This window comes from Flavobacterium zepuense, assembly GCF_007097145.1.
GTDB lineage: Bacteria > Bacteroidota > Bacteroidia > Flavobacteriales > Flavobacteriaceae > Flavobacterium > Flavobacterium zepuense.
The window spans coordinates 146,141-159,483 of record NZ_VJVZ01000005.1 but is presented as its reverse complement, the minus strand read 5'-3'; the positions used below and the strand labels follow the sequence as shown (position 1 = coordinate 159,483).

General features: G+C 42.6%; 12 protein-coding genes. 11 read left to right on the top strand and 1 reads right to left on the bottom strand.

Annotation, left to right across the window (positions count from 1 at the left end):
• Window positions 1-28 precede the first annotated feature (28 nt).
• Complete coding sequence (locus FMM05_RS09520; protein WP_143373136.1) at window positions 29-3,067, bottom strand: SusC/RagA family TonB-linked outer membrane protein; 3,039 nt, start codon at window positions 3,065-3,067, stop codon at window positions 29-31.
• Window positions 3,068-3,296: 229 nt separating this feature from the next.
• Here FMM05_RS09520 and FMM05_RS09515 point away from each other — a divergent pair, with 229 nt between their 5' ends.
• The 11 genes from FMM05_RS09515 to FMM05_RS09465 all read left to right on the top strand — a co-directional run bounded on the left by FMM05_RS09515 (window position 3,297) and on the right by FMM05_RS09465 (window position 13,292).
• A complete protein-coding gene (locus FMM05_RS09515; RefSeq protein ID WP_143373135.1) occupies window positions 3,297-3,980 on the top strand; it encodes an NUDIX hydrolase in 684 nt (227 codons plus the stop codon).
• 217 nt (window positions 3,981-4,197) lie between these two features.
• Entirely contained in the window at window positions 4,198-4,929 is a 732-nt protein-coding gene (locus FMM05_RS09510; RefSeq protein WP_143373134.1) for an endonuclease, read from the top strand.
• Between the two features lie 330 nt (window positions 4,930-5,259).
• On the top strand, window positions 5,260-6,291 hold the full coding sequence (metN, locus tag FMM05_RS09505) for a methionine ABC transporter ATP-binding protein MetN (RefSeq protein WP_143373133.1): 1,032 nt from the start codon (window positions 5,260-5,262) through the stop codon (window positions 6,289-6,291).
• Window positions 6,284-6,937, top strand: coding sequence for a methionine ABC transporter permease MetI (gene metI, locus FMM05_RS09500; RefSeq protein ID WP_143373132.1), 654 nt, complete (start codon window positions 6,284-6,286; stop codon window positions 6,935-6,937). The genes metN and metI overlap by 8 nt, the downstream gene beginning before the upstream one ends.
• Before the next feature lie 30 nt (window positions 6,938-6,967).
• Complete coding sequence (gene metQ / locus FMM05_RS09495; protein WP_143373131.1) at window positions 6,968-7,786, top strand: methionine ABC transporter substrate-binding lipoprotein MetQ; 819 nt, start codon at window positions 6,968-6,970, stop codon at window positions 7,784-7,786.
• A 54-nt stretch (window positions 7,787-7,840) separates the two neighbouring features.
• Window positions 7,841-9,127, top strand: a complete 1,287-nt coding sequence (locus tag FMM05_RS09490; protein WP_185965549.1) for a Glu/Leu/Phe/Val family dehydrogenase — start codon at window positions 7,841-7,843, stop codon at window positions 9,125-9,127.
• A 91-nt stretch (window positions 9,128-9,218) separates the two neighbouring features.
• The gene (locus FMM05_RS09485; RefSeq protein WP_143373130.1) at window positions 9,219-9,965 is read left to right on the top strand and encodes a DUF72 domain-containing protein; all 747 of its coding nucleotides are present in this window, start codon (window positions 9,219-9,221) and stop codon (window positions 9,963-9,965) included.
• An 81-nt stretch (window positions 9,966-10,046) separates the two neighbouring features.
• Entirely contained in the window at window positions 10,047-10,577 is a 531-nt protein-coding gene (locus FMM05_RS09480; protein WP_143373129.1) for a hypothetical protein, read from the top strand.
• A gap of 206 nt (window positions 10,578-10,783) precedes the next feature.
• Complete coding sequence (locus tag FMM05_RS09475) at window positions 10,784-10,996, top strand: hypothetical protein (protein ID WP_143373128.1); 213 nt, start codon at window positions 10,784-10,786, stop codon at window positions 10,994-10,996.
• 160 nt (window positions 10,997-11,156) lie between these two features.
• Window positions 11,157-12,044 carry a tetratricopeptide repeat protein gene (locus FMM05_RS09470; protein ID WP_143373127.1) on the top strand — a complete coding sequence of 296 codons (888 nt, stop codon included), beginning with the start codon at window positions 11,157-11,159 and terminating at the stop codon, window positions 12,042-12,044.
• Between the two features lie 366 nt (window positions 12,045-12,410).
• Entirely contained in the window at window positions 12,411-13,292 is an 882-nt protein-coding gene (locus tag FMM05_RS09465) for an SDR family oxidoreductase (protein ID WP_185965548.1), read from the top strand.
• Window positions 13,293-13,343: the final 51 nt, after the last annotated feature.

Below are 13,343 nucleotides of genomic sequence, written 5' to 3'. Positions count from 1 at the left end.
TTTTCATCATCTTTTCTTTTAACAATTTTTAGAAATTAACCTCTACACCAAATAAAATCGTCCTTGGGTTAGGGAAAGAACCCAGGTCATAGCCTCTGTTAAACAAACCATCATTCATAAAATCAGGATCGTAGCTCTTGTAGCCGCTTAGTGTAAGAATGTTTTGCCCTGATGTATACACCCTTAGCTTTTCTATAAACTTATTGTCTTTAAGCGGTACAGTATATCCTATCTGGATATTTTGTAGTTTAATGTAATCGCCTTTTTCTACAAATCGGCTTGAGCCCCTTGCATTTTGGTTAGTCTCAAGAAAATCCGGGCGTGGTACATTTGTATTGGTATTTTCCGGTGTCCAGTAGTTAAGCATATCAGTACTGTGGTTTAATAAACCACCAATCATTAAAGAGTTGTATGTACCGTTGTATACGTGGTTACCGGCATTACCCTGCCAGAACATAGAGAAATCAAAAGCTTTGTAGTTAGCACTAAAGTTAAGGCCGTAGTTAACTTTAGGTATGGTTACACCTAAAAACGTCCTGTCGTCATCGGTTATAAGTCCGTCACCGTCTACATCTTTAAATTTAACGTCGCCCGGTACTGCACCCGGCTGGTTAGCATGTGCATCTACATCGGCCTGGTTCTGGAAGATACCTTCTGCCACATAACCATACAGCTCTCCTAAAGAACGGCCTACCTCTGTTTTAGAGTTTGTACCATAAATAGGCAGGTTATCTCCACCGGTAGCTAACACCTCATTTTTAAGCGTACCTACGTTTGCGTTAATGCTGTACTGAAATGCATGATCGTTATTGGTATAACCCAAAGTAAGCTCTAAACCTTTGTTCCTAACTTTAGCCGCATTGGTAGAGTAAACAAGGTCTACATCTCCGGAAGACATTGGTAACGGTATATTAGCAATAATATCTTCGGTAGTTTTAATGTAATACTCTGCAGTAAACTGTATTTTATTGTTAAGCATACCTAACTCTACAGCAACGTTTGCAGTATTGGTTTTTTCCCACTGTATATTCCTGTCTACAATTTGTGTTACCGTTGTACCCGGCGCTATTGCTGTTCCGTTGCCAAACGTATAGTTTGCAAACTGGTTAACAACCGAGGTATACGAGTATGGATTAACACCATTGTTACCAATAGTACCATAACCGGTACGTATTTTTGCAGTATCCCACCATTCCGGCAATTTAATATCATTATGCAGTTTCCATGCACCTGATATACCGTAGTAGTTACTTGAGTTTAGTTCTTCACGGAAAAGAGACGATTGGTCGTTCCTGAAGTTTGCTGTTAAAAAGTAACGGTCATCATACGAATATTTTAACGATCCAAGGTAAGAAAGCCTTGTTTCATGCACCTGGCGCTCCTGAGCATTAAGGTCGTTAGCATATTCAAGATGGCTAATTTCGCCAGGCTCAAAACCTACACCCCTTGTAAAGTGAGAGTAGTCTTTCCTGTCTTCCATTACATTACCAGCAAGTAACCCAAAGCTATGTTTGCCCAGCTCAAAATCGTAGTTAACAAGGTTATCTATAATAGTACGCACGCTTGAGCCATTTGTAATATCCAGCGAAGCCTCATCATTAGTAGTAATATAGTACCAGCCTAAATCGCTTGGCGGTACAAAAAGCCTATTCTTATAATCGGTACGGTCTGCACTGGCCCTTAGGGTATAGCGTAAACCTTTAATAATTTCAAGTTCGCCCCAAACATTACCTATAAAACGGGCCCTTTCGCTGCTGTTTTGGTTTAGGGTATTAAAACCTATTACGTTAAGTGTAATAGCCTGTTGTGTAAGGTTATCGGCACCACCGTAACCACCAAGGCGGTTATCATCATAAACAGGCATTGTTGGTATAGCCTGCAACAGGTTAATAATAGCACCTGCGCCACCGGCAATGTAGTTGTTAAAGTTCTCTTTATCAGAGTTTGTGTATGCCAGTTTACCACCGTATTTAAATTTACCTTTTTTACCGCCAAGGTTCATGGTGGTAGAGTAACGCTGATAATCCTGCGGGGTATCTACATAACTTGTGTTTTTAAAGTAATCAACATTCATGCTGTAGTTAAGGGTTTCAGAGCCAGCACTAAATGTTAATGAGTGGTTTTGAATAATACCTGTTTTATAAGCTGCATCCTGCCAGTCGGTATCTACGTTGTTAATATAAAATTCGCTGGCCGGGTCGTTACCCGGTAATATTGGGCGGCCTGCATTTACAAAAGATGCATTGGTAATTTGCTGGTATTGCTCCCTGTTGGTAACATCAAGTTTTTGAGGAACAGTCTGGAAACCTACAACGCTTTTGTAGTTTATAGTAAGCTTACCTTCTTTACCTTTTTTGGTTGTAATAATTACTACACCGTTTGCGCCACGAACCCCGTAAATAGCTGCTGCAGTAGCATCCTTTAATACCTGCATAGATTCTATTTCGCCCGGGTTAAAATCATAAGGGTTATCTACGATCATACCATCTATTACAAACAGCGGATTGTTGTTACCAAAACTGGTAATACCCCTTATCTTAATGTTTACAAAGCCCCCCGGCTCTCCCGATGATTGCACGCTAACACCTGCAACCTGGCCCTGAAGCATCTTTGCAACATCATAACTAACTGTTTTTTTGATATCGGCAACATTAACTACCGATACAGCACCTGTAATGTCTGATTTCTTCACAGTGCTATAGCCCACTACCACTACATCATTTAGTGTAGTACTCTCAGATGTTAAGGCCACATCTATAGTTGTTTTATTGCCTACCGGGATCTCCTGAGGAGTATAACCCACGTAGGAAAAAACTAATACATCGTTTGCGCTGGCAGTGATAGAAAAAGCTCCGTCAAGGTCTGTAGCAGCAGAATTTGAGGTACCCTTTACTAATACGCTTGCACCCGGAAGCCCAAGACCGTCTTCCTTAGATGTTATCTTACCTGTAATGGTGCTTTGCGCACTTGCAGTACAGACAGAAAATAATAACAACACAAAACCGGCAAATTCCCTGGTAAGGAATCCGCCCGAAATGCGCCTCATCAAATTGGTAATTTTCATCATAATCAATAAAATTTGGTTTGTTTTATAAATGTATTTTTTACACTTCCAAATTTATATAAAGATTTCCAAAAAAAGCAAATAAAAATTCACATATCTTAAATTTTAACATAAATAAATCTTAAACATCATAATACTCAACCGTTCTCGGTCTCGAATTTTATATTAATTTAGCAATGCAAATAGTATTGCAAATTACCGTCATTGTTAGTATCTTGCCATTTTTTAAATAATGAAAAACTACGATAACCAAAACAAAGTATTGCTTGCGGTAGACTGTATAATTTTTGGGTTCGATAAAAAAAACCTGAAGATTTTACTTATTAAAAGGGATTTTGAGCCCGAAAAAGGTAAGTGGTCTCTTATGGGCGGGTTCTTAAAAAACGATGAAAACCTCGATACAGCCGCTACAAGGGTGCTAAACCACCTTACCGGCCTGGACGATATTTACATGGAACAGCTCCGCTCCTACAGTGCACTGGACAGGGACCCCGTAGAGCGAACAGTATCCGTTTCGTACTATGCCCTTATTAATATAGAGGGACATGACACGCTAAATGAGAACTTTTCGGCGAAATGGTTTAACATTGACGAAAAACCCGACCTTATTTTTGACCATAACCTTATGGTTAAGAACGCAATGAGCCGCCTGCGCTACCGCGCATCTACCAAACCTATCGGCTTTGAACTGCTACCTGAGAAGTTCACAATGAAGCAGTTACAAACACTTTATGAGGCCATATTAGGCGAAAATCTCGATAAACGTAACTTTATCAACAAGATCAACGGGCTGGATATCCTGATTAAAACCGACGAAAAAGATATGAACTCGTCGCGCAAGGGATCCTTCTTTTATACTTTTGATGCCGAAAAATACCAGCTGAAAGTGTCCGACGGTTTTGCCTTTAAATTGTAATTTTCGACTAAAAAAGGGCTTGATATTTCACTTTTGGAGTTCAACATTCGCTACTAAATGCACTTTTTTAAGGTGGCTATTTTAGCGGCAGCTGTTTTACATTTTTCGTACAAAATAATTTTTATACCTTACATAACAATACCTCCTTGTTAAAACTTCGGTAAAAGCAAATCACCTAAAAAATTTGCTGCGTAACTTTAAGCATAAATAAAATTTTATGCCCGAAGGCCCATCCATAATTATCGCAAAAAACGCCGCAAAGCAATTCATCGGTCAAAAAGTTGCCGCCGCCGCCGGCAATGCGAAGATAGACATATCCCGTTTAGAGAACCAAAAGCTAAATGATATTAAAACCTGGGGCAAACACCTGCTGTTGTGCTTTGACGGTTTTACCGTGCGCATCCACTTTTTGCTGTTTGGCACCTACTTTATAAACGAGACCAAAAATGCCCTGCTGCGCCTGGGGCTCACCTTTAAAAATGGGGAGTTCAACATCTATACAGCCAATGTACAGGTATTAGAAGGCAACGTTAACGACCATTACGATTTTACTGCCGATGTTATGAACGATACCTGGAACCCTGCTTCGGCGAAAGCCAAACTGGCCGATGTTCCTAACAAACAGGTGTGCGATGCCCTACTGGAGCAGGATATTTTCTCGGGTGTGGGCAACATCATAAAAAATGAGGTGCTATACCGTGTACATGTGCATCCGGAATCTTTAATAGGTAAAATCCCTGATAATGTATTAGACTCGGTTATTACCGAAGCCCGTAATTACAGTTTCGACTTCCTGCACTGGAAAGAAAAAGACGAGCTTAAAAAGAACTGGCTGGCGCACAGCAAAAAAACCTGCAAACGCTGTGACCTCCCTTTACATAAGGAGTATACCGGCACTAAAAAGCGCCGCAGCTTTTTTTGTACTAATTGCCAGGTACTTTATAAATAATCCCGGTTTCTTACAACACGTTTATTAATAGTGTAAAAACTAACTATATCGTTGTACGAATTATTAACAAAAAATTATTATCCTACTAAATTTGTAGAGTAATAATTTTTATATACATTTGCTCCATCATATTTCAAGCATAATAAACATACATGGCACCATTTACCAACATAGCTATAATGCAAATGTGTTGCTGCATGAAACTTTTTTCGTGTTGCGAGAGTGCCTGTGTGTAGTTGCCAACCTATACTTAGCCCTTTTACAACCTACCGTAAAAGGGCTTTTTTGTACCCTGCACACAAATTTTTAAGATAGATAATAATAGCAGTAATGATAGAATTACAAAACGTAACCAAAACATTTTACCAGAAAGACCGCGAGGTTACCGCCCTTAACGGCGTATCGTTATGGGTGCCGCCGGGTAAGATATTTGGTGTAATAGGCACATCGGGCGCGGGTAAAAGCACACTGATACGCTGTGTAAACCTGCTGGAAAAGCCTACATCGGGCCAAATAATCGTAGATGGCAAAAACCTCATTAGCCTGTCGGCATCGCAGCTTGCACAGGAGAGAAGGCAGATAGGCATGATCTTTCAGCACTTTAACCTGCTGTCGTCGCGCACGGTCTTTGATAATGTTGCTTTCCCGTTAGAGCTATCCGGCACGCCAAAAGGCGCTGTTAAAGAGCGTGTGGCAGAACTGCTGCAACTGGTTGGCCTGTCAGAAAAAGCTAACGATTACCCGGCAAGTCTTTCGGGCGGGCAAAAACAGCGTGTAGCCATTGCCAGGACACTGGCCAACAACCCAAAAGTGTTATTATGCGATGAGGCTACCAGCGCGTTAGACCCCGCCACTACACGATCGATACTCAACCTGCTAAATGATATTAACCGCCGCCTGAACATAACCATACTGCTTATAACCCACCAAATGGAGGTTGTAAAATCTATTTGTGATGAAGTAGCCGTAATAAGCAACGGGCAGCTGATTGAGCAGGGCACCGTAGGCGAAATTTTTGCCAACCCAAAACAGGAGCTTACCCGCCAGTTTATAGCATCTTCATTGCATATCGAGATTCCTTCTGTGTACAGCGAAAGGCTGTCGGCAACCGATGCCGAAGGGCTGCACCCGCTGCTAAAGCTGGAACTAACGGGGCAGTCGGTCAACGAACCGGTACTCTCTGAAGCCAGCCGCCTGTTTGGCATCAACTTTAAGATCATCAGCGCCCAGATGGACCATGCAGGCAACGTGAATTTTGGGGTAATGCTTATAGAGCTATCGGGCAACCGCGACAACTATACAGCCGCCATAAACTACTTTATTGGGAAACAAATTAAAACGCAAATTTTAGGCTATGTCTGATTCTATTATACAATTACTGCTTAACGGCACCTGGGAAACCCTGGTAATGACGTTCGTGTCAGGCTTTTTTGGCTTTGTACTGGGCTTGCCCACAGGCATACTGCTGTTCCTTACCCGCAAGGGGCAAATACTGGAGCAGGCCGTTGCCAACCGTGCATTATCTATACTGGTAAATATTTTCAGGTCGATACCTTTTATCATCTTAATCGTTTGGATGATACCTTTTACACGGGGCCTTGTAGGCACGTCTATTGGCGTAAGTGCAGCGCTGGTTCCGCTTAGCATTGGTGCAGCCCCGTTTATTGCCCGCCTTGTAGAGAACAGCCTGCTGGGCCTGCCACCGGGGCTTATAGAAGCTGCCCGTGCCCTGGGTGCTACCCCACTGCAAATTGTATACAAAGTATTATTGCCGGAAGCCCTGCCCTCTTTAATAAACGCAGCATCCATAACCTTAATAACACTGGTAGGATATAGTGCAATGGGTGGCGCCGTGGGTGCAGGCGGCCTTGGCCAGGTGGGCTACCAATACGGTTACATAGGGTATGATGCCGTTACCATGAATGCCGTGCTTATCCTGCTGGTAGTGCTGGTATTTATAATTCAGTATGCGGGCGATGCCCTCTCTAAACGTTTTGACCACAGATAATTTAAACACAAATATTAATTCCACACAAATATGAATGCATTAGCAAAACTTATAAATTTTACCGGCATTATTGCCTTAACCATAAGCCTGAGCAACTGTTCTGACAAGAAAAATACCGACCCGCATTTTATTAAGGTGGGTGTGGCAAGCGGCCCTGAGCTTAACGTGGCGCAAACCGCTAAAAAAGTAGCCAAAGAAAAATACGGGCTTGAGGTAGAACTGGTATCGTTTAATGATTATGTAATACCTAACGAAGCATTAAGCCAGGGCGATATAGATGCTAATGCTTTTCAGCACCAGCCGTATTTAGATGAGCAATCTAAACAAAGGGGCTACAAACTGGCCGTGGTAGGTAAAACGTTCATTTACCCCATTGCTGCCTATTCTAAGAAAATTAAGTCGGTAACCGAGTTAAAAGACGGCAGCACCATCATTATCCCGAATGACCCTACCAACGGCGGCAGGTCGTTACTGCTGCTTCAAAAAAACGGACTTTTAAAGCTTAAAGCGGATGTTGGGCTCCTGCCAAAGGTTACAGATATAGTAGCTAACCCAAAAAACCTAAAAATACTGGAACTGGAGGCACCCCAGCTACCCCGCGCTTTAGAAGACCAAAATGTTACCATAGCCATCATCAACAACACCTTTGCCTCCCAGGCCGGGCTGGTACCCGCGCGCGATGCGTTGTTTGTAGAAGATAAAGATTCGCCTTACGTAAACCTTATTGTAACCCGCGAGGACAATAAGAATGCAGAGAACGTAAAGCAGTTTGTAAAAGCCTACCAGGATGCCGAAGTTGAGGCTTCTGCCCTCAAAGAGTTTAAAGGCGGCGCGGTAAAAGGCTGGTAACCATAATTTCAGAAAAAAAATTAAAATCAATTATTACAATTATTATACAATCCCATGAGTTCATCAATCATACAACAAAATCCTTTCCAGTCGATGCTGGACAGGTTTAACGAAGCAGCCGATATATTGCAGTTACACACATCGTTAAGGCAAAAGCTGCAACGCCCGGAAAAACAGGTAACCGTAAACTTTTCAATTACGTTAGATAATGGCGAAGAGCAAAACTTTGAAGGCTACCGCATTATCCACTCAACCGCATTGGGTCCGAGTAAAGGAGGCATCCGCTACGACAGCGATGTTAACTTAAACGAGGTAAAAGCGCTTGCCGCATGGATGACCTGGAAATCGGCCGTTACGGGCATACCGTTTGGTGGAGCAAAGGGTGGCATCATCTGTAACCCGAAAGACCATTCAAGATCAGAATTAGAAAAAATAACCCGTGCGTATACTAAGGCTTTGGCCGATACCTTTGGCCCTACTAAAGATGTACCCGCGCCAGATATGGGTACCGGCCCCGACGAAATGGGCTGGCTAATGGATGAGTTCTCGCTCCTGCACGGCAAACCCATACACGCTGTGGTAACCGGTAAACACTTAAACGCAGGCGGCTCGTTAGGGCGTGTAGAGGCTACCGGCCGCGGTGTAAGCATTATTACCCTGCTTACACTGGAGAAACTGGGCTACAATAACGATAAAACATCGGTAGCGGTACAGGGCTTTGGCAACGTAGGCTTGCATACAGCTTTGTACTTATATGAGGCGGGGCTTAAAATTGTTGCCGTAAGCGATGTTAATACGGCATTGCACAACCCGGAGGGCATCAATATACCCGAGCTCATTTTGTACTCTAACCTGCACGGAAAAAGCATTACCGGCTACCCTAAAGCAACGGTTATAAGCCACAACGATTTGCTGCTGCTTAACGCCGATGTGCTGATACCTGCTGCTAAAGAAGATGTGATTACCGCTGCCAATGCCCATGATATTGCTGCAAGCATTATTATAGAAGGTGCAAACGGCCCTGTATCCAGCGATGCCGATGAAATTTTAAAAAGCAAGAACATTACTGTAGTGCCCGATATTGTTGCCAATGCCGGTGGCGTTACCGTTTCTTACTTTGAATGGCTGCAAAACAGCCTGGCGCAATCGTGGCCTGTAGAGCAGGTAAACACCCGCCTGGAAGCTATTTTAAACAAAAGTTTTGCCGATGTGTTTGCAACCGCGTTGCAGTACAACATTACCCTGCGCACAGCCGCTTATGTACTGGCTGTTAAAAAGGTAGCTCAAACCCACCAGGTTAACCAGGCGGTTGCGGGGAAGCAAAATTTCACTCAAAATTAACTATCCGGCCCCGTTAGAGGTGGCGGGGCTGTAGTTATATTAATTACATTTGTGATAAGGCAGCGGCATTAATTGCCGCTGCTTTTTTATTATGGCTACAACTACTGTAATAACCGGATGTTCGGGCTGGTACAACAAGCAATGGCGGGGGCTCTTTTACCCTGAGGATATGCCCACAGGCCAGTGGTTTGCCTATTATTGCGAACATTTTAATACGTTTGAGATAAACGCAACGTTTTACCGTTTCCCTACCGTAAAAGGCATGCAGGGCTGGTACAAAAAAGCGCCCGATGGCTTTACCTATGCCGTTAAGGCACCTAAGCAAATTACCCACATAAAACGCTTTGAAGACTGTGCTGTGGAGATAGCAAAATTTTACAACGCCTGTAAGGAAGGCTTAGCCGAAAAGCTGGGCACAATACTCTTTCAGCTGCCGCCAAGCTTTAGTTATAGTGAGGAGCGGCTGCAACTGGTTACATCATCGCTAAACCCGGAATTTAAGAATGTAGTAGAATTTAGGCATGAAAGCTGGTGGCGCGAGGATGTTTATTCGGCATTAGCCAAGGCTGATATTACGTTTTGCAGCGTTAATTATCCCAAGCTGCCTACTACAATTATTGCCACAACCCAAACAGGCTATTTGCGGCTGCACGGCAACCCCAAGCTATTTTACTCAGAATACAGCGAACCTGAATTGCAGCAACTGTACAACAACATCCTGAAACAGCACAACCTTAAAGAGGTGTATGTTTACTTTAACAATACCGCGAGCACGGCGGGTATCATCAACGCGCAGCAGTTTAAGGATATTAGCGGGGTAAAAAACGCAACTATCTGATATCAAAACTTTACGCAAAAACATCTGTAAGTAAAATAGTATTTTATATCTTTGATTTTCAACCATAAAATTTCATTTGCTATGAAAAACTTATTACTGTTATTTACAGCCTTTGGGCTATTTGCATCCTGTGGTGATGACGATGCCTCAACTTCTGCATTACCAAACGATTACCAAAGCTCCATTACCATTGATGGCGTAGCTTTTACACCATCGCCGGCAACAGCATCAGAGTCGCATGTAGTAACTTCTGCGTCACACGGTGCTCCCAATGTTAGCGAGCGTACTTTTGTTATACGCCAGGCAGGTAACAACACCGTTTTTAAAGGCATAAGCCTGTATACAAATTATACCGGCACTAATGCAAGCGGAACTTATACTGTATATCCTGCTGGTCCGGTAGAAAATGAATTTACAGGCGGAGGATCGTACATGTTAGATGATATGGTTTTTCCGTTTAACGAAGGCAGCACGTTTAAGGTTACCGACCTGGGTAACAATAAATTTAAAATAGAACTTAATAATATTCATATTGGCGATGGCATTGCCTCCCCAATGATTATTAACGGTACTTTTGAAGGTACTTTTACCGATATGCCCTTAGAGCCATAATCTTTATTACAAGTTATATTGCAAAAACCGGGAAAATATCCCGGTTTTGCTGTTTTTTAGAGATATCATAAATTATAAGCAATAAATAAGGCACGATTATTGTTTTTAAACTAAATACCGTAATTATTCAAAATAATAGAGGCTTTAACATTTGCAAGCGTTTTAATAGCGTAATTTTATAACTAATTAATCTCTAAATAGAGGAAATGAAAAATAGAAACCCCTTCTTTACAATCGGGACTGTTGGAATGATTGTAATTTCTGTACTGCATATAGTATTGGCTTTGGTTTTAAACCTGCCCTCTGTACACACAACTTTTTTTATACTATATCCTGTTTTTATGGCTTTTATGGCTGCCGGATTTATGCAAACTAACAATAGCCGCAAAAAACTTATACCTATAAGGGTTAAAAAGTAACGACTGAAAATATTTGGCTGCATGGCCTTGTGAGGGCCGGATAGAAATATCCGGCCCTTTTATTTTACACCAATAGATAGCCCGATGATTTTTTACCGCTAAAACGATGGAGCAACACTAAAGTTCACTATTTTTATAGCATACAAGTGCCACCTGCCTTATGAAACAACTTTTTTCCCTGCTGCTTTTCTGCATAGTAAGCAATTTAACAGCACAAACACTGGATGAGTACAACACCCTTGCACAACAAAAAGACAGTGTAGGCCAGCTGGCACTCCTAAAAAAATGGGAAAAGAACAATAGTAACGACCCTGATTATTACATTGCCTTGTTTAATTACCACGCTGCCAAGGCAAAAAAAGAGGTTTTAAGCATTGAAAGCCAGCCCGGCGAAGACGAATCGTTTGCTCTTAAAGACTCTACCGATGCCACTGCCGGTTACATGACCAGCAGGATCATTTACGATGGTCCCGAAGTTGATAAAGCTGTTGCTGCCATTGGTAGGGGCATTGCAAAATTCCCCAATCGGTTAGATATGCGCTTTGGCAAAATATACCTTTTAGGCGAAGACGGCAATTATGAAGCCTTTACCAACGAGGTTATTGCTACGGTAGACTACTCCAATAAAATAAAGAACAAATGGCTGTGGAGCGGCGGCAAGCCCCAGGAAGATGCCGTTGATTTTATGTTGAGCACCGTGCAAAAATATGTGTACCAATTATACGAAACCGGTAACGATAACCTGCTGCCTAACATGCAGCGCATATCACAGTCGGTATTAAAATACTATCCCAACCATGTAGAGAGCCTTTCGAGCGTGGGTGTGGTATATATGCTGCAAAACCAGCCTGCAAAGGCATTAGTGCCGTTATTAAAGGCACATAAGGTACAACCTACCGATACCATTGTGCTGGGCAATATTGCGCATGCTTATAAACTGAATAATGATAAGCCCAACGCCATAAAATACTACGAACTGCTCAAAAAGCACGGCAACGCCGATGAACAGGCCAATGCCGAGAGCCAGATACAGAAATTAAAAAGTTAGAAAAGACACTTAAGAGCGTAAGATTCTTTGAGTGAGGCTAAGGCCTTAAACTCCGTTGCGTTAAGCAAAATAGAATGAGAGGCGTCAAAAACGATTTGCTGTTTGAGCACAGCGAGCCTGCCTGCGGAAGGCAGGTTCAAATCGTTTAGCCGCTTATTCTATTTTGTAGCATAAGGAGTTGGAGCCTTGAACTTTTGTTTCTTTTGTTTCAAGACAAAAGAAAGACTATCTGTATTTCTTCCCTTACTATACTTTTATCAATATAAGAACCCTTTTATTATCTGTATCATAAATTTGACATTCAATTAACTGCAATGCATGCATTATATTTTATATATTTACCCTACATCATAATACACACCACGAATGAGCTATACCGATAAAATGCTTCGCGATAACGCGCTGGCCGATAAAGTAATTGTAGTAACCGGCGGTGGCAGCGGCCTGGGCAAAGCCATGACCCGTTATTTTATGGAGCTTGGCGCAAAGGTTGCCATAACATCGCGCGACTTGGAAAAACTGCAAAACACTGCAAAGGAACTGGAGCAGGAAACCGGCGGTAAATGCCTTGCCGTGCAGTGCGACGTTCGCAATTATGATGAGGTTGAGAACATGCTTAAAGCGGTGCTGGATGCATATGGCAGCGTAAACGTGCTGTTAAACAACGCCGCAGGCAACTTTATATCGCCTACCGAAAGGCTATCGGCCAATGCTTTTGATACCGTAATAGATATTGTGCTAAAGGGCTCTAAAAACTGCACGCTCGCCTTTGGCAAGCACTGGATAGATACCAAACAAACCAATAATGTGGTATTAAACATAGTAACCACCTATGCCTGGACGGGATCGGCTTATGTAGTGCCAAGCGCCACAGCAAAAGCAGGTGTATTGGCCATGACCCGCAGCCTGGCTGTAGAGTGGGCTAAGTACGGTATTCGCAGCAACGCTATTGCACCGGGCCCCTTCCCTACCAAAGGCGCATGGGACAGGCTCCTGCCGGGCGACCTTAAAGAAAAGTTTGACCTTGCCCAAAAGGTGCCCCTTAAACGCGTGGGCGACCATCAGGAACTCGCAAATATTGCCGCTTACCTGGTATCTGATTTCTCTGCCTACGTAAACGGTGAAGTGATTACCATCGACGGTGGCGAATGGCTAAAAGGCGCAGGACAGTTTAATATTTTAGAGGCAATACCCGAAGAGTTGTGGGATCAGTTAGAAGCAATGATAAAGGCTAAAAAAAACAAGTAAGTAATTAATAATTAGTTATTAAAAAGTAGCCCATTTATTGCTACCCCTATA

Excerpts from the sequence above, each read along its gene's own strand:
- FMM05_RS09465 (WP_185965548.1), top strand. The coding sequence starts at position 12,411 with ATGAGCTATACCGATAAAATGCTTCGCGATAACGCGCTGGCCGATAAA.
- metN (WP_143373133.1), top strand. The coding sequence starts at position 5,260 with ATGATAGAATTACAAAACGTAACCAAAACATTTTACCAGAAAGACCGC.
- FMM05_RS09470 (WP_143373127.1), top strand. The coding sequence starts at position 11,157 with ATGAAACAACTTTTTTCCCTGCTGCTTTTCTGCATAGTAAGCAATTTA.
- metI (WP_143373132.1), top strand. The coding sequence starts at position 6,284 with ATGTCTGATTCTATTATACAATTACTGCTTAACGGCACCTGGGAAACC.
- FMM05_RS09515 (WP_143373135.1), top strand. The coding sequence starts at position 3,297 with ATGAAAAACTACGATAACCAAAACAAAGTATTGCTTGCGGTAGACTGT.
- metQ (WP_143373131.1), top strand. The coding sequence starts at position 6,968 with ATGAATGCATTAGCAAAACTTATAAATTTTACCGGCATTATTGCCTTA.
- FMM05_RS09510 (WP_143373134.1), top strand. The coding sequence starts at position 4,198 with ATGCCCGAAGGCCCATCCATAATTATCGCAAAAAACGCCGCAAAGCAA.
- FMM05_RS09490 (WP_185965549.1), top strand. The coding sequence starts at position 7,841 with ATGAGTTCATCAATCATACAACAAAATCCTTTCCAGTCGATGCTGGAC.
- FMM05_RS09480 (WP_143373129.1), top strand. The coding sequence starts at position 10,047 with ATGAAAAACTTATTACTGTTATTTACAGCCTTTGGGCTATTTGCATCC.
- FMM05_RS09520 (WP_143373136.1), bottom strand. The coding sequence starts at position 3,067 with ATGATGAAAATTACCAATTTGATGAGGCGCATTTCGGGCGGATTCCTT.
- FMM05_RS09475 (WP_143373128.1), top strand. The coding sequence starts at position 10,784 with ATGAAAAATAGAAACCCCTTCTTTACAATCGGGACTGTTGGAATGATT.
- FMM05_RS09485 (WP_143373130.1), top strand. The coding sequence starts at position 9,219 with ATGGCTACAACTACTGTAATAACCGGATGTTCGGGCTGGTACAACAAG.